At 52.6% G+C, this 15856-nt stretch carries 16 protein-coding genes; 11 read left to right on the forward strand and 5 right to left on the reverse strand.

Annotation, left to right across the window (positions count from 1 at the left end):
- Nucleotides 1-57: 57 nt before the first annotated feature.
- Nucleotides 58-1452, forward strand: a complete 1395-nt coding sequence (locus OIN60_RS17490) for an MFS transporter (protein WP_305756156.1) — start codon at nt 58-60, stop codon at nt 1450-1452.
- Nucleotides 1453-1709: 257 nt separating this feature from the next.
- Here the strand turns inward: OIN60_RS17490 and OIN60_RS17495 are convergent, their stop codons facing one another.
- A complete protein-coding gene (locus OIN60_RS17495) occupies nt 1710-2192 on the reverse strand; it encodes a DinB family protein (protein ID WP_305756157.1) in 483 nt (160 codons plus the stop codon).
- Between the two features lie 177 nt (nt 2193-2369).
- On the opposite strand from OIN60_RS17495, the gene OIN60_RS17500 reads away from it, so the two are divergent.
- The 4 genes from OIN60_RS17500 to OIN60_RS17515 all read left to right on the forward strand — a co-directional run bounded on the left by OIN60_RS17500 (nt 2370) and on the right by OIN60_RS17515 (nt 5542).
- A complete protein-coding gene (locus OIN60_RS17500) occupies nt 2370-2936 on the forward strand; it encodes a CGNR zinc finger domain-containing protein (RefSeq protein WP_305756158.1) in 567 nt (188 codons plus the stop codon).
- A 184-nt stretch (nt 2937-3120) separates the two neighbouring features.
- Nucleotides 3121-3294 (forward strand): aspartyl-phosphate phosphatase Spo0E family protein, encoded by a 174-nt coding sequence (locus OIN60_RS17505; protein ID WP_305756159.1) that lies wholly within the window; start codon nt 3121-3123, stop codon nt 3292-3294.
- A gap of 237 nt (nt 3295-3531) precedes the next feature.
- Nucleotides 3532-4938, forward strand: a complete 1407-nt coding sequence (locus OIN60_RS17510) for a helix-turn-helix domain-containing protein (RefSeq protein ID WP_305756160.1) — start codon at nt 3532-3534, stop codon at nt 4936-4938.
- 226 nt (nt 4939-5164) lie between these two features.
- Nucleotides 5165-5542 carry a RidA family protein gene (locus tag OIN60_RS17515; RefSeq protein WP_305756161.1) on the forward strand — a complete coding sequence of 126 codons (378 nt, stop codon included), beginning with the start codon at nt 5165-5167 and terminating at the stop codon, nt 5540-5542.
- 42 nt (nt 5543-5584) lie between these two features.
- Here the strand turns inward: OIN60_RS17515 and OIN60_RS17520 are convergent, their stop codons facing one another.
- Nucleotides 5585-6547, reverse strand: coding sequence for a sigma-70 family RNA polymerase sigma factor (locus tag OIN60_RS17520; RefSeq protein WP_305756162.1), 963 nt, complete (start codon nt 6545-6547; stop codon nt 5585-5587).
- Nucleotides 6548-6579: 32 nt separating this feature from the next.
- The gene (locus OIN60_RS17525; protein ID WP_305756199.1) at nt 6580-7023 is read right to left on the reverse strand and encodes a carboxymuconolactone decarboxylase family protein; all 444 of its coding nucleotides are present in this window, start codon (nt 7021-7023) and stop codon (nt 6580-6582) included.
- Nucleotides 7024-7215: 192 nt separating this feature from the next.
- On the opposite strand from OIN60_RS17525, the gene rnhA reads away from it, so the two are divergent.
- Nucleotides 7216-7881, forward strand: a complete 666-nt coding sequence (gene rnhA / locus OIN60_RS17530; protein ID WP_305756163.1) for a ribonuclease H — start codon at nt 7216-7218, stop codon at nt 7879-7881.
- Between the two features lie 21 nt (nt 7882-7902).
- Nucleotides 7903-8685 carry a Cof-type HAD-IIB family hydrolase gene (locus OIN60_RS17535; RefSeq protein ID WP_305756164.1) on the forward strand — a complete coding sequence of 261 codons (783 nt, stop codon included), beginning with the start codon at nt 7903-7905 and terminating at the stop codon, nt 8683-8685.
- A 133-nt stretch (nt 8686-8818) separates the two neighbouring features.
- Here the strand turns inward: OIN60_RS17535 and OIN60_RS17540 are convergent, their stop codons facing one another.
- Nucleotides 8819-10510 (reverse strand): response regulator, encoded by a 1692-nt coding sequence (locus OIN60_RS17540; protein ID WP_305756165.1) that lies wholly within the window; start codon nt 10508-10510, stop codon nt 8819-8821.
- Entirely contained in the window at nt 10507-12300 is a 1794-nt protein-coding gene (locus tag OIN60_RS17545) for a cache domain-containing sensor histidine kinase (RefSeq protein ID WP_305756166.1), read from the reverse strand. Before OIN60_RS17545 ends, OIN60_RS17540 begins: the two co-directional genes overlap by 4 nt.
- A gap of 164 nt (nt 12301-12464) precedes the next feature.
- On the opposite strand from OIN60_RS17545, the gene OIN60_RS17550 reads away from it, so the two are divergent.
- The 4 genes from OIN60_RS17550 to OIN60_RS17565 all read left to right on the forward strand — a co-directional run bounded on the left by OIN60_RS17550 (nt 12465) and on the right by OIN60_RS17565 (nt 15828).
- A complete protein-coding gene (locus OIN60_RS17550) occupies nt 12465-13346 on the forward strand; it encodes a carbohydrate ABC transporter permease (protein ID WP_305756167.1) in 882 nt (293 codons plus the stop codon).
- A complete protein-coding gene (locus OIN60_RS17555) occupies nt 13346-14182 on the forward strand; it encodes a carbohydrate ABC transporter permease (protein WP_305756168.1) in 837 nt (278 codons plus the stop codon). Before OIN60_RS17550 ends, OIN60_RS17555 begins: the two co-directional genes overlap by 1 nt.
- A 160-nt stretch (nt 14183-14342) precedes the next feature.
- Nucleotides 14343-15638: an ABC transporter substrate-binding protein gene (locus OIN60_RS17560; protein WP_305756169.1), complete on the forward strand. Its 1296-nt coding sequence runs from the start codon at nt 14343-14345 to the stop codon at nt 15636-15638.
- A gap of 28 nt (nt 15639-15666) precedes the next feature.
- Entirely contained in the window at nt 15667-15828 is a 162-nt protein-coding gene (locus tag OIN60_RS17565; RefSeq protein ID WP_305756170.1) for a hypothetical protein, read from the forward strand.
- Nucleotides 15829-15856 lie beyond the last annotated feature (28 nt).

Raw genomic sequence — 15856 nt, forward strand, 5'->3', positions numbered from 1 at the left:
GGACTGTACACGGATAAATCTGTACGAACAAATATGGTTGGAGAGAGGAAATGAAAAATGGATAATGTGCAAACGGCGTCGAATGCTAATAAGCTCATGCTTGTGCTGGCGTTCACGCTCGTTTTTTCTGTGATGAACGCAACTATGTTTAATGTGGTTATGCCGATCATCCGGGAGGAATTCGGGGTTAGCGCGTCACAGGTAAGCTGGCTTCTTACCGCATATATGATTGTGTACGCCATTGGCTCAGTTGTATTCGGCAAGCTGGCCGATAAATACCGTCTGAAGGATTTGCTAACCTTTGGACTGATTTTCTTTGCCCTGGGCTCGGTTGTGGGACTTGTAGCCACACATTACTGGATGATTATTTTGGCCCGGGTTTTACAGGCTGCGGGGGCGTCGGTCATACCGGCTACAGCCATGATTGTTCCAGTACGTTATTTCCCGCCTGAGAAGAGGGGGAGAGCGCTTGGCACGGTTGCGACGGGCCTGGCCCTTGGGACGGCGCTGGCACCGATTGTATCCGGGCTGATTACCGGGTTTGCCAGTTGGCGGTTTCTGTTCCTGCTGTCGGTCCTGCCGCTGCTGGTCCTTCCGTTCTTTCGCAAGTATCTCGATGACCAGAAAGGCATGGCCAAGAAGATCGATTTTATCGGCGGACTGCTTCTGGGAGGTACGGTGGCGCTGCTGCTGCTGGCTATTTCCATGGGAAGCTGGTGGATGTTCCTGCTTGGCGCGGGTGTGCTGATTCTCTTTATGATTCGGATACGCACGGCTGAAGAGCCCTTTATACAGCCGGCTTTGTTCCAAAACAAACCGTATTCCTACGGGCTGCTCGTTGCTTTTCTAGCGACCGGAATGAGCTTCGGCCTCCCGTTCCTGGCTCCGCAGTTTCTGAGCGGCGTGAATCAGCTTTCTCCAGCCATGATCGGACTGATTATGTTCCCTGCGGCCATAAGCTCGGCCTTCATGGGACGGCAGGGAGGCAAGCTGGCAGATGAGAAGGGAAATGAGTTTCTTGTATATACGGCGATAGGCCTGATCCTGATTTGCTTTGTCACGCTGTCCATATTCGTAGGCTTGTCTCCGTATCTGATCATGTTCCTGCTAGTATTCGGCAATTTGGGGCAGACCTTTCTGCAAATTGCTATGTCGAATACTATTTCACGGACCTTGTCCAAGGATCAGGTAGGGGTAGGTATGGGACTCTTTGCATTGCTTAACTTCATTGCAGGGGCGGTGACGACGAGCATCATCGGCAAAATGCTGGATGTGAGCTCTTCAGCCTTCCATTTGAATCCGTTCGCCTTGAAGGAGAACGCGTATATGTACAGCAATATTTTCGTTGCGCTGGCTGTGGTGGCCGTCGTCATTATTGTGCTGTATATGCTGCAGTCGCGGATTATCTCTCCCGGGGAAATGAATAAGCGGTTGAAGGTAAGTGGGAAATAACGAAAGCTCCATTGACTAGGGGCGCTCCGAGAACGAAGCATTCCTACAATCGCTGTTGACCCTTCGGGCCAAAGGCGAACGCTTCGCTTTTCCGGAATTGCTTCGTCCTCTCCGCTGCTTCGTGCATATGCATACTTAAACCAAACTTAAACCAAAAGAAGCGATGGCCAGTCAAAAGGAACTTTCTGCGATTTCTATACTTTAAATAAAGGTCAAGAACAGGCGGGTTACGCTCTGTTCTTGACCTTTTGTGTTGCTTACCTCCAGCAGCCTTGCATTTTGCGCAGCAGCACGATCTGTCCGCTATGATACCCGTCGTGTGCGATCCAGATCGAGAGGAAGTCACCGAGTGTCATGCCGCTTTGGCCTATTGCTTCCAGCGCCTCGTCCTGCAGCCCGGCAATCTCAGCCCGGAGGGAGCGATAGATGCTCTCTGTCTCGCGGACGGTGCGTTCCCAGCCTTCGGCATCCCCCGGATCACCCGCATCTCCGAAGCTCTCGTCGTTCGTGGCAGCATTGCCGACAAGAGTCTCGCCGCGCAGCCGGTTCAGGGTACGGGTGTTGTAATAGTTAATATGGTTCACTAATTGTCTGATGCTGCTGCAGCCCTCGGCGGGCTTCCATGCTGCTTGCGCGGGGGTTAATCCTTCCAGAGCGACGGATAGGGGAACAATCCAGTCCTCCTCGTTCCAGTTTTGATCCAATTGCAGGATGAAGGTGTTAATCAGCTTCTGACTCATCGCGTGAGCGCCTCCTTTTTTTCACAACCATTTTTTTCGACCGGTTAGATTACGTGGTAACTAGCAAAGATTATAAATAAAGGTTACACTCATAATATAAACGATTCGGACTTATTTGTAACTATCTTTTTTAATTATTGATGGTTACGAGAGAGAAGGGTTGAAGGGAGATAGACCATGGAGTCACTATGGATGGACTTTGCCAACAGCATGTGGCGGGACTGGAAAGGCGGAGGGCCTTCTGTGGACCGCTTGGATCAGCCCGAATGGCGGCACTCTTTTACGGCAAAAATGAAGTATCCTGTGGACGAGCCTGACCCGGATGAACTGGAAAAAGCTCGCGCGCTGCGCGACCGGCTGCTCCGATATGCGGAGAATTTGGCGGCAGGCGAAGTGCTGGGGGATCAAGATACCGGGTACTTGAACCAAGTGATGGCCCAAGGCCCCGTAATACGTAAGCTGGTGGCCGGGGAGCCAGCGCCGCAAATGAAGCTGGAGCCAGCCGACAAAGGATGGGGACAGATGCTGGCGGATGTCGCGGCGGACTTTGCCCGTATGCTGTCAGAGCAGGAAGTATCCCGCATCCGCTGCTGTGATAACCCGGACTGCCGCTGGGTCTTTTATGACGACACCCGTAGCAGGACGAAACGGTACTGTGATGACAAAATGTGCGGTAATTTGATGAAGGTGCGCAGGCACAGGGCACGGCGTAAAGCAGAGGCCCCCAAAGAAGAGAACGAGTAATCTGATTTCAAAGCCGACACTAGATTTAGCGAGTGTCGGTTTTTTGCTGCTTCCCCGAGGTCTAAAAAGCGGCAAAAAAATATTTTTTTGGCAGTCCCTGTGAAAAATAAACTGGTGCGATACTGGGGGTATAGGAAAGGTTAATGAAGATGAACTTATTTCACATTTTGAAACGAGGTGTATAATGATGGATTTACGAGAGATGGAGAACAGGATTGAAGGCTTGCGGGAGAAGCTGCTGAAGTCAGCCGCAGCCTTCGGCCGGAATGATGATCGGGTCATCAAAACTTCTCAGCAGTTGGATCATCTTCTCAACATATACCTGTATGCCAAAATTCAATTGAAAAAAACCGTATGACAGCGGAAAACGACGAGAAGAGCAGGGAATCGACAGCATTCCCCCGCTCTTTTTTTCGTGATTTTTCATTTATGGGAATAGGCTTGTTCGAGTAGGCTTAAATTTAAGCAAGATGGCTAAATAGAGCATTGACCTATGGATAATTCTTACATATAATTTCAATAAATTCAAGTATTCAACAAACTATTGTAGAAGGAGCAGAGAGTCCTAGGCTATTTTAGCGGGGAGGGAACTTTATTGGAACACATGAATATGCTGCGTTCAGAAATTACGTCATATTTGGAACGATCCAACTGTTCACTTCAAGAATTTAGCAAACTTACAGGATTGAATAAAGGGACGCTCAGTGCTGTCCTGAGATACCGTGATCCGAAGCCGCTTTCACTCAAGGCGCTGGATGCGATCACTGAAGCTATGGGCCGGCCTGCAGGATGGCTGTACCCGTTATATCTGGATGAATGCCTGATCGATCAGAAATGGAAGCTGTCCCGTGTCAAAGCCTATCTGCTTCGGTGCGCCCGTCTGGGGCGAACCGACTGTATCACCGCTGCGCTTCCCTTGATTCTGGACGATTTAAGCAGCATTCCGGTCATTTTTGCGGCGGGGGAGGAGCTGTATGAAGAAGGGGACATGCAGCAGGCAGCCCTGTTTTACGAGGCGGTGGCGGAAAGCGAGCAGTACCAGCACTCTGAGAGGCTGGCAGTGAGTCATTACCGGTTGTTCCATATCCATACGGAGACGGACCAGGAAGAGAGCCTGAGAGCGGCTATTCGTTTCGAGCCTTTCCGCAAAAGGCTGCCGGAGGATGACCAACTGGATGCGCTTTTGCAGCTTATTAATGTTTATTACTCATTGAGTCGCTGGGAGCGGGTCCTTGAGCTGACCGATGAGCTGAGCTCTTTTACAACAAGTATCTGTACATATGATTATGAGAAACAGGGCTATGATGAGAACGATCGCCAAACCAAATACCCGCTCGTCGTATACTACGGGTACGCCTATCTGATGAAGGCCGCAGTATGCGACAAACAGAAGAAGTATGCCGAAGCGAAGCGGTATACGGAGAAGTATGCGGATTTGAGCTGGTTCAAGGGGCTTGGCCCGGCGGGCTGGCAGGAAGTGCAGCGCTTTAAGGCGTGGGCTAAGGCCAATATGCTAGCCTATGAGCTGATGCTTGGAAACGCGGATATCATGTGGGAATATATCAGGTATATCGAGCATGAGCCGGATGAAATTTTGCCTGCACTGGAGAAAATCATGGGGGCTGCCAATGAATTCAATCTGGACGTGGACCTGATTCTTTACTACTTCAGGGGACAAATTGAGTCATATCATGACAGCCAAAATGTAACAAACAGCTACTATCACAAGCAGTTTAGCATGGAACGTTTTGCGAATTTTTGTTATGAAACGGCGTTATATTGCTTTCAAAGATCGAATTTTGAAAATGCTGTAAAATTTATCCTGCAAAGTTTGTCATCAGCGATTAAGATGAATAACAAGGCTGGTTTTATTAAATGCGTGACACTATTCGAGGAATATAGAGGCTGCACACGTGTCGAAGACCAGCGGGAATATGAAAACATGATAAAAGGAGTGCGTAAAAATGCGAAAAACGAAAACTTGTTTGTTACTTACGCTTAGTGTGGGCCTTCTCTCCATGACTCCTCTTCTATTCTCGGTGGCAGGCGGGATTTCCACGCTGACACACGGAGCAGGCGGTTATTAAGAGTAATTTTGCCGACGAACTGGACAAGTCAAGCCCAATTGAAGGCGTTTACGAGTGAAACAGAAAGCACCGGAATTCCGGTGCTTTCTGTTGTTGTGCTATAATGTAGGGGTACTATGACCGCGAAGGGAGAATATTCGTATGAAACCAGTCTCAACCGACAAAGCGCCGGGCGCTATCGGACCTTACAGCCAGGCCATGCAGGCCGGTGGATTTATCTTTACATCAGGACAGTTGGGTCTCAATCCTGCGACAGGAGAGTTCGGCAAGGATGTCGAAGAACAGGCGCGATTGTCGCTGAACAATGTCAAGGCAATCTTGGAAGAGGCGGGCAGCAGTCTGGGACAGGTTGTGAAAACAACGGTTTTCCTGAAGGATATGAACGATTTTGCACGTGTGAATGAAGTATACAGCTCCTTCTTTGAGCAGCCGTATCCTGCCCGCAGCGCCGTAGAGGTAGCCCGTCTGCCGAAAGATGCGCTGGTAGAAATTGAAGCCATCGCGCTAAAGAGCGAATAAATTGTCAGTGAAGGGGCGGTTCACAATAAAACAAGGCATAGCTTAACGAATATATCCAAGCTTCTGCGGGTTAACCATCAGGTAGAATCCTCGAATATGCTTGCCGTCTATGGTGAATTCCAAGCAGAGCGCGGCCACGGTCTGCCCGTTACGCCTAAACACCAGTTGCTCTTCGCCATTTAATAAGGCGGTGGACGCCTCAGTCTCACGCAGCCTGGTCAGTATACGGCGTGAGGTGAGCAGGGCAAGCACACCCTTGCGCACCGTCATCGGACGCATGACCGTGTGTACGATACCACCGCCATCCGAGATAAATACAGGCTGTTCAGCCAGCAGCTCCAGCATGGAGGGCACGTCATAGCTCATGAAAGCAGCAGTGAACCGTTCCAGCATCCGTTTGCGGGAAGGATCATCTGTAGGGGTTATGGGCGGCAGCAGCCCATCCTCGCCACTGCTGCCGCCCTCAACCGCAGATAGATCTTGTGCCAGCCGTTTGCGAGAACGGCTGTACAACTGGCGGCAATTGCTGTCCGTTAGTCCGAGTAATTCGGCGATTTCCTTATATTCATATTGAAAAGCCTCCCGCAGCACGAACACCGCCCGCTCCACAGGCTTCAGACGCTCCAGCAGCACCAGAAAGGCATAGGAAACCATGCTCTTGCGTTCAGCCCATGCTTCGGGCTGTTCAGCCGCTGCGGCCGCACCTACAGGTTCGGGGAGCCACTCTCCGACATACGTCTCCCGCTGCTTGCGCGCGGAATGGAGCAGATTCAGACAGCGGTTTACTGTGATGCGTGTAATGTAAGCTTTGGCGTTCTGCACCTCATCCGGTAAAGCTCGCTGAAGCGCGGCAAAACAGTCCTGCACCACGTCCTCGGCATCCGCAGCCGTCCCCAGCATGCGGTAAGCTATAGCGAAGGCATAGTCCCGGTAGGCCCGATACCATTCCTCCAGCTCCGCCGTCTTCTCTTTATCCTGTTGATCTGGATGCTCGCTGCGCTTCAACTTTTTGCGCCCCCTTGTCTTAATATTCAGGATCAGAAGCAACCCGGATACATGCCGGTGGCAATCGCAAGCCGATTCCAGCTACTAATCGTATTGACGGCTGCAATCAGATCGACATACTCCCCTTCGTCAAAATGCTCTCTGACCCGGTCATACAGCCCGGCAGGCACCCCTTGCTCGGAAATACGAGTGACCGCTTCGACCAGCTCTAGCATAACACGTTCTTTTTCGGTAAATAAAGGAACCTCACGCCACACCGACAGCAGCAAAATATGATCCGCATAGTCTCCGAGCTTCAGCAGCTCCTTCGCGTGCATATCCAGACAGAAGGCACAGCCGTTAATCTGGGAAACGCGGATTTTGAGCAGCTCATACAGTACCTTGTCCTCAAACAAGCTGCTGGTATATTGCTCCATGGCCGCCATGGCTTTATACGTGCCCGGACGGACCTTGTTGTGATTTACTCGTAGTTTTATCATAATAGTTCTCCTCCATGTTTTGTGGATATTTGGCCTGTTGTATTCAGGCTATAATAATAAAGACAAAACAGGAGTCTGGTTTGTGACAAAAGAGAATAGAGATTGAGTTTCAAAATAAGGCGATAAAAGGTAAAATACGAACTGCAACGGTTGTTAAGGCAAAGCGATCTGCCGGAAAATGGAGGATTTATGGCGAAGCAAAAGCATTATGTGGTATGGGTCGGCAAAACGCCGGGCATTTATGCAAGCTGGGCGGAATGCCAGTCTCAGGTGAATGGCGTAACGGGCGCCAAATATAAAGCCTTCGAATCCAAGGCGGAAGCGGCGAAGGCGTATGCGCAGGGATGGCAGGGCTATTGGGGAAGCCAGTCTGCCAAGACGGGCGCTTCCAAAGCCGCTGAAGCTAAGGCTGCACGTTCTGTGCCGACTGCCGTCGGAACGCGGGAAGAGATCGATTACAACAGCATTTCCGTAGATGTTGGAACGCGGGGCAATCCGGGGCCGGTTGAGTACAAGGGAGTGGATACGCAGACCGGTGAAGTGCTATTTTCCTGTGGTCCTATATCCAAGGGAACCAATAACCTCGGCGAATTCCTGGCGATTGTGCACGGGCTTGCTTATTTGAAGAAGCTGGGTAGCAACAAGACCATTTACAGCGACTCGGCCAACGCCCTGAAGTGGGTGCGCCAAAAAGCGGTCGTCTCCACGCTCAAGCGTGACGAAACAACGAAGGAAATATGGGACCTGGTGGACCGGGCGGAGCAATGGCTGCGGACGAATACGTACCCGAACCGGGTGCTCAAGTGGCAGACCAGGGAATGGGGAGAAATTAAAGCGGATTACGGCAGAAAATAAATAAATCGGGGGTCCCTGTACATGAAATATAAAGCGGTCTTTTTTGATATCGACGGTACATTGGTCAATGAAGAGAAGCAGATTCCGCAGGATACAATTGACGCGATTCGGGAGCTTAGGGAAAAGGATATTCCGGTCTTTATCGCCACAGGAAGAGCACCTTATTACTTCACTCATTATGCCGATCAGCTAGGGATTGACTCGTTCGTGAGCTTCAACGGCTCTTATGTCGAGTACAAGGGACAGCCGGTATACGAGCGGGCGATTTCCAAGGAAACGCTGGAGCGGCTGGAGACACTGGCTCTGTCTCATAACCATCCGATTGTTATGCAGGGCAGCCAAGCCGGGTACGCTAATTTTGAAGACCATGAGGCTGTGGCGGAATCCTTCTACTCCTTAAGGGTGGAGGTACCGGGCTACCGGACACACTACTGGAAAGAAGCAAGTGTGTATCAGGCGCTGCTGTACTGCCAGGAGCAGGAAGAGCATATTTACACCAGTGCGGAAACGCCTTTCGATGATTTGCATTTTGTACGCTGGCATCGTGTTGCGATGGACGTCATTCCGGCGGGTGGCTCCAAAGCCAAAGGAATCGAGGCGGTGCTGAAGCACCTTGGCATCAAGCGGGAAGAGGCTGTCGCCTTCGGAGACGGACTGAACGACAAGGAAATGCTCTCTTACGTAGGATTGGGCATTGCGATGGGCAATGCTCATGAGGAAGTGAAGCCTTTTGCTAAATACGTGACCCACTCGGTGGATGAGGGCGGCATCCGCCATGGATTGCAGTACGCCGGATTGTTATAAGCGTGGCAAGGACGATTAGGTTTGCCGTAGGGAATTCCCTGCGGCAGACCTTTTTTGCGTCAACGCTGGCTGCCGCGCACTTCAACCCGGTGGCAGCGGTGCCGCTTCCTTGTTCCAAACAGGCTAAATTTCACTAATAACGTCTCTGGGGTCCGCCGTGACTATATATTGCTGTCGTCTGCCCATGGTCCGCCGTAGATACACCTGTTGTAACCTTCCGGTACTCACCGGGGGTGATGCCCTCCAGCTTCTTGAACACTTTGCCGAAGTATTTCTCATCCTGGTAGCCGACCAGCTCCGCAACCTGCTGCAGGCGCAGCCGGGGATTGAGCAGGAGCAGCTTCGCTTGATTGATGCGGAGGCGGCATAGATATTCCGACAGATTCACACCGAACTCTTGCTTGAACTTGCGGGAAATGTATTCCCGGCTCAGATAGAACCTGCCCGAAATGTCCTGCAGGGTGATTTCATCGGCGTAATGGGCATCCAGATAAGCGGCAATGTCGCGGATGATGTGATTTTCCGGCTCGTGGGCCCGGGCGGGTGCCAATGCTCGGCCTGCGGCCTGCAATCTCTTGCCGAAGCTGCTTTTCCAGACGGGGAGGGAGAGCATGCCCAACTCGTCGACAGGCAGGACGACCGATGCTTCATCCGCCTGCGCCGGGTCTTCTCCTGCTGTATCCTCCGGGCGGTCGTCCAGCCACTGTCCGAGCATCCAGTCCAGCTCCCGACCCCAGTTCCGAAGCTGTTCGGCGGTCAGATCGGGCAACCGCTGAACAGCTTCGTCGATCCAGCCCGCCGCGGCTTCGGCTATTCTGGCCGGATTGCCGCTGAGCACGATTAGACGCAGCTTCTCCTCCGCTTCCGTCAGCCGCAGGGCTTGGGACAATATTTCGGTGCTGCTCTCCGCATAGTGGAGATAATCCGCCGCATGAACGAGGCTGCGCCGCCACAGCGCTTGCCGGGCAGCCTGATAAGAAGTGGACACGCCCTGTGGGAAAGGACTTGCCGGGCCGATGCCGAAATGCATGCGCCTGCCCAGCGCCATGTAGAAGCCCGTATTTATGGCGTTCAGCCTCTCTCCGAGCTTATCAGGCTCACCCCAATACAGAATGACGACCTCATCGGTACGCCCCAGATGCCGAAAGGCGATTCCCGACCCGAAGGGAATCAGAAATTCGCTGCAGATATTCAGTAGGGTAAAGAATAGCAGTTCCCGCTTCGTCCGGTATTTGGCCAGAACCTCCTCATCCAGATGAGCAAAGCTGAGAACCGCGGCGAAGCACACAGCGGCGTCCTGCGGCAGCCGCAGCTCCTCCGCCAAGCGGGGCAGGGTGTTGACGGAGCGCGCCGGGGTCTGGACGAGCCCGGTCAGCAGCTTATCCGCATAGTGCGGTCGCATCTGATTGACCTCTATGGCTTGCAGGGTCAAACGCCGCCGCTGCCGTTCCTCCGCATGCCAGGCCGCCACCGCCTTGGACAGCGCTTCGTTAAGTTCAGCCTGCTCGACAGGCTTGAGGATATAATCGCTGCCCCCGCAGCGAATGGCGTGGCGGACGAACCGAAAGTCATCATGACCGCTGACGACAAGCACCTTCGTATGCGGCGCATGGGCCATCAGCCAATCCATTAGCTCGGTTCCGTCATGCCCGGGCATTCGCATATCCGTAATGACAATCTGAGGCGCTTCCCCGGCAACCAGCTCAATGGCCCGGCTGCAGCCCTCGGCTTCCAGCACCTTGGTGATGCCGTGCGCCTGCCAGTCGACCAGGAGCCGGATGGCGGCTCTTCCGTGTGTTTCATCGTCCACGATCAAGGCTTTCATAACCGCTCACGCTCCTCTATCTGGATCTCCAGGATGACTCGGACGCCATGGGGCTCGATATTCGTGATGTCCAGGCGACCTGCCCCGCCCGCATGCAGACGGGTCCGCAGCAGAACGTTGCGCAGCCCGATGGGTTCATCCGAACCCGTATTCTCCTCCGGCAGAGTCTCCTCAGAGCTGGACAGCATGTGTCTCAGATGCACCAGTCTTTCCTGCGGGATGGACAAGCCGCTGTTCTCAACGACTAGGTGCAGCATGCCGGATGATGGCCGGGTCCCGGAAATCCGCAGCAATATCCTGCCGAGACGGGCGTCCATCCCGTGCTTGAACACATTTTCCACCATCGGCTGCAGAATCATTTTGGGTACCTTCTCTTGCAGCACACCCGCCTCCCACTCACAGACAACGTCAAACTGTTCCCCGAACCGTTCTTTTTGTAGATCAAGGTACAGGCGCACATGCTCAGCTTCGTCCTTTAACTGAACGGCTGTGCTGTTCCTCATGCTGTAGCGCATAATTTTGGAGAGGGCCGTGAGCAGGGAATAGATACGCGGCACTTCATGCTGTAGCGCCAGTGTACCGATCGACTGTAGGGTGTTGTATAGAAAATGGGGATTAATCTGCGCCTGCAGCGCTTTCAACTGATTGGTTTTGTTGGCCAGCTCCAGCCGGTACTCCCGCAGGATCAAATTATTGACGGTGTCCATCATCTGGCGGAAGCGGCGGAAGACCACTCCGATCTCATCCCGGCTCGCCACCCGGATGTCGACATCCAGTTGTCCAGCCTGGATCTTCTCCATATAACGAAGAAGCTGCTTGATCGGCTCTGTAATCCGAATCGAGATCAGCAGTGTCCCGATGATGGCAATGAAGAGAGCCACGCCGGTAATGCCCGCATTGATCTGGGTGAGGCGGGTAGCGCGCGCATACAGCGTATCGTATGGAATCTGCTTGACCAGCGTCCAGCCCGAAAGCTCCGCGTTGAGCTTTCGGTATACATGCATCGCTTGATCAGCTTCAAAATATCCCTGTTCCTGCCTATCGTCGAGTCTGCCCGTGAGTCCCGGGTGATCCAGCCTCTGTCCGATCAGGTTCTCATCACTGCTGTAAACGACGGAGCCGGAGGAATCCAGCAGGTAGAGCTGTTCGCTTCCCTCCTGATATAGCTCACGGCAGATACTGCGGACTGTATCCAGGCTGACATCAATGGCAAGCGCGGCCAGTTTGCGTGTGGAGGGAATATTTTGAATCGAACGGTGGAGCGTGAATACCTGTGTGTCCTTCCCGTAAGCGGGTCCAGGAGAAGAAAAGCCGTAGAGATGGGCCGGATGGGAAGCTTCAATAAAAAGTCTGTTGCTGCGGTACACGATGCTTTCTGTGAAAGACTGCCCACGCTGCCCACGCTTGGGGGCGCTGCTGGTAATCAGCGTGGATTGATTCGCCGCATAGGAATGCATGTATACGCTGGTGATCCCCGGTACGGTGTTTCTGATCGTCTGCAGCGTCGTGTAGATTTCAGCGGCCGCCCGGTAATCATTCGGGCTTCTGGCAAGATTGGATAGAAAATGTGGATCGTTGTACACAGCGATGGAAGCCTGGTTCACGCTTTGCAAATAGTGCTCAAGGTTGGCTGCCCCCTGGAAAATAAGCCGTTCATTTTCAGCAGTCGTCTGCTCTCTCAGCGATTGCTTGGTCAGCAGGAAGGTGATGGTCATCGACAGCAGCAGCGGAATGGCGACTGCGGCAAGCATGAATGCGCTGAGTCGAAAGCGGATGCTGCGGAATTTCACGGTTGTACTCCCCTTTCAGCAATTTAAGGTTAAGCTTCTGGCCTGGAGCCGGGTGCGGGAGGTCAATATATTCCCCCAAAAGGCGCATGATTCTCCATATTCATCCCTGCGGCAGTCATTCATAATAAGGAGGCGGAAAGTCATACACCGAAGGGGAGATGAACATGCACCGGGCCAAAACATCGCAACTGCTGCAGCAGCTTGTATTTGTGGGTCCATCCACACTGTTTTTTGCCATCATTATCGTCATCCCTTTTCTGCTGGGGATGTATTATTCATTCACTGACTGGAACGGGGTCTCCAACCAGGCGGGCTGGGTAGGGCTGGACAACTTCCGTCAGATTTTGCTGGAGGATGCCAAGTTCCGGACCGCCTTCTGGTTCACTGTACGCTTCACCGTCGTGGGGGTCGTGCTAAGCAATATGCTGGGCTTTATCCTGGCCTACTTCCTGACTCAACCACTGAAATCGCGCAACGTGCTGCGTACGGTCTTTTTTATGCCTAATGTCATCGGTGGTCTTCTGCTCGGGTTTATTTGGCAGTTTATTTTTGTGAAAGGGTTTTCATCTATAGGTGCCACAACCGGGCTTTCCTTCTTCAAGCTGCCGTGGCTGGGAGACGAGATCACCGCCTTCTGGGGCATTATTATTGTATTTGTGTGGCAGACGGCGGGTTATTTGATGGTTATCTATATCTCGTCTCTGACTAATGTGCCGCAGGATATTTTGGAAGCGGCCGCTATTGACGGGGCAAGCCGGACACAGGTGCTGCGTCAAATTATGATACCGCTGATTATGCCAGCCGTGACGGTGTGCCTCTTTCTGGCCATATCCTGGTCCTTCAAGATGTTCGATCTCAATCTGTCGCTGACCAAGGGCGGCCCGTTCGGATCGACGGAATCCGTCGCGCTGAACATCTACAATGAGGCGTTCGTGAACAATCGTTACGGGCTAGGCACGGCCAAGGCGTTCATCTTCTTCATTATTGTCGCTGCGGTAACAAGCCTGCAGGTCCGTCTTACCAAAAGCAGGGAGGTGGAGGCCTGATGCATACAGGCAAAAGCTACCGGCTGAGCACCTTTGCCGTTGAATTGGTTATGATCGCGGCAGGTCTGTTGTTCCTGATCCCCTTTTATTTCCTGGCCGTGAACTCGGTCAAGACGTTCGGGGACCTGCTGATGGACTCGGCGGCGTGGCCGAAGGCGTTTGAATGGAATAACTATATCCGGGCCTGGAGCATCACGCGTTTTCCAGAAGCCTTCTGGAATTCGCTGCTGGTCACGGTGATCAGCAATCTGCTGCTCGTTCTGATCAGCTCGATGGCCGCTTACCGGATGGTACGGCATAACTCCAGGTACAACCGGGTTCTGTTCGCTCTCTTCGTGGCGGCGATGGTGATCCCGTTTCAATCCGTCATGATCCCGCTCGTCAAGGTGACCAGCAGCCTAGGCATGATGAACAGCATAGGGGGGCTAGTGATCTGTTATCTTGGCTTTGGTGCTCCGATGTCCATTTTCCTCTTTCACGGATTCGTGAAGTCGGTGCCTGTGGAGATCGAGGAGGCGGCCCGGGTCGACGGGTGTAATCCATACGGTGTGTTCTTCCGCATCGTGTATCCCCTGATGAAGCCGATGCTTGTGACGGTGATCATTCTGAACACACTCTGGATCTGGAACGATTATCTACTGCCTTCATTGGTGCTGCAGAGCGCGGAGCTGCGTACCATTCCGATCGCAACCTATGCATTTTTCGGTCAGTATACGAAGCAGTGGGATTTGGCGCTGCCTGCCCTCGTGCTCGGCATTCTGCCGGTTATTATATTCTTCTTGCTCATGCAGAAGTACATTATCCACGGGATTACCGCCGGATCGGTTAAAGGCTGATGCCTGGCGGGGAAACGATATCAGACTGCTCTGTGTTGTTGCTGCTTCGAATACAGCCTTATGATATCTTACGGATAGTAAGCGTTTTCATCAAGGAGCAATTCATAAAATGAATACAACGGAAACTACATGGATACTACATTCAAGGAGGATTTGGCCTATGAAAAAACTCGGTAAATTGGCGTTCATGCTCGTTATGGCGATTGTTCTCGTTCTGTCGGGCTGCAGCGGCGGACAGCAGGGTGGAGGCAGTGCAGCAGACGGTGGAAGTGGAGGGGACGGGAAAAAAACGATTCATATTTTCCAGTTCAAGGTGGAGATTGCGGAAGCGCTGAACCGGCTGAAGGAGGAATATGAAGCGTCACATCCTGGCATCAAGCTGGATATTCAGACCGTCGGCGGAGGAAGCGACTATGGCGCGGCCCTGAAGGCGAAGTTCGCGGCGGGCGAGCAGCCGGATATTTTCAACGTAGGCGGATACCGCGAGCTGGACACCTGGTTCGAGTATCTGGAGGACTTGTCCGACCAAGCGTGGGTGGACGATGTTGTCGATGTCGCCAGGGAACCGATGACCAAGGATGGCAAGCTGTACGGACAGCCGATGAACCTGGAGGGCTATGGATTTATTTATAATAAAGACCTGTTCGCCAAGGCAGGCATTACGGAAATTCCTAAGACTTTGACGGAGCTGGAGGCTGCCGCGCAGAAGCTGCAGGCCGCAGGCATTACCCCATTCTCCAACGGCTATCAGGAATGGTGGGTGTTCGGCAATCACCTGTTGAATGTGGCCTTCGCCAATCAGGACGATCCGGCGGCATTTGTCGCTAGTCTGAATGACGGATCGCAGCAGTTTGCGGGAAATCCTATTTTTGAAGAGTGGTTTAATCTGTTTGATCTGACGCTGGAATATGGTAATGAGAACCCGCTGACGACGGACTACAATACCCAGGTAACGGCCTTTGCCACTGGTCAGGCTGCGATGATGCAGCAGGGGAATTGGACACAGGTGCAGATTGACGGCATTAACCCGGACCTGAACCTGGGCATTCTGCCGATGCCGATTAACGATGACCCCGTCCGGAACGATCATTTGTTCGTCGGTGTCGCCAATAACTGGGTTGTCAATAAAAACTCGGAGGTCAAGGATGAGGCTAAAGAGTTCCTGAACTGGTTGGTCACGTCCGAAGAGGGCAAGCGTTATATCACCAAGGAGTTTAAATTTATTCCGGCTATGAAGAGCATAGAAGCCACGCCTGAGGAGATGGGGGATCTGGGAGCTGAGGTTGTGAGCTATAGCCAGGCCAACAAGCTCATGAACTGGAATTTCAGCAACTATCCTGAAGGCGCTGCCCAGGAATTCGGAAGCTCTATGCAGGCGTACGCCGCCGGCAAGCTGGATAAGGCGCAGCTTCTGGAGGAATTTCAGAATACCTGGAATAATCTGAAGGCCAAGTAATGGTTATATCTTGAAGGGGAAAAATATTGTGCATACAGGCCGGCGGTCGTATGCACAGCATAGAGCAAGCCGCGGCTACAGAGCCGCGGTTTTTTTGTGGCCGGAAGGCGAAGCTCCTCAACTGGACTGGCGCAAGGTGCTTGTGTACATAGCAGATCAGGGAGATTCTATTGTTGCAAAACAAGCCTGATAATGTCTCCCTGCGGACTGAGATACAG

Origin of the sequence: Paenibacillus zeirhizosphaerae, from assembly GCF_030705605.1 — a bacterium.
Taxonomy (GTDB): domain Bacteria; phylum Bacillota; class Bacilli; order Paenibacillales; family Paenibacillaceae; genus Paenibacillus; species Paenibacillus zeirhizosphaerae.

Coding starts and splice junctions, on each gene's coding strand:
- OIN60_RS17490 (WP_305756156.1), top strand. CDS start 58: ATGGATAATGTGCAAACGGCGTCGAATGCTAATAAGCTCATGCTTGTG.
- OIN60_RS17495 (WP_305756157.1), bottom strand. CDS start 2,192: ATGAGTCAGAAGCTGATTAACACCTTCATCCTGCAATTGGATCAAAAC.
- OIN60_RS17500 (WP_305756158.1), top strand. CDS start 2,370: ATGGAGTCACTATGGATGGACTTTGCCAACAGCATGTGGCGGGACTGG.
- OIN60_RS17505 (WP_305756159.1), top strand. CDS start 3,121: ATGATGGATTTACGAGAGATGGAGAACAGGATTGAAGGCTTGCGGGAG.
- OIN60_RS17515 (WP_305756161.1), top strand. CDS start 5,165: ATGAAACCAGTCTCAACCGACAAAGCGCCGGGCGCTATCGGACCTTAC.
- rnhA (WP_305756163.1), top strand. CDS start 7,216: ATGGCGAAGCAAAAGCATTATGTGGTATGGGTCGGCAAAACGCCGGGC.
- OIN60_RS17535 (WP_305756164.1), top strand. CDS start 7,903: ATGAAATATAAAGCGGTCTTTTTTGATATCGACGGTACATTGGTCAAT.
- OIN60_RS17540 (WP_305756165.1), bottom strand. CDS start 10,510: ATGAAAGCCTTGATCGTGGACGATGAAACACACGGAAGAGCCGCCATC.
- OIN60_RS17550 (WP_305756167.1), top strand. CDS start 12,465: ATGCACCGGGCCAAAACATCGCAACTGCTGCAGCAGCTTGTATTTGTG.
- OIN60_RS17555 (WP_305756168.1), top strand. CDS start 13,346: ATGCATACAGGCAAAAGCTACCGGCTGAGCACCTTTGCCGTTGAATTG.
- OIN60_RS17560 (WP_305756169.1), top strand. CDS start 14,343: ATGAAAAAACTCGGTAAATTGGCGTTCATGCTCGTTATGGCGATTGTT.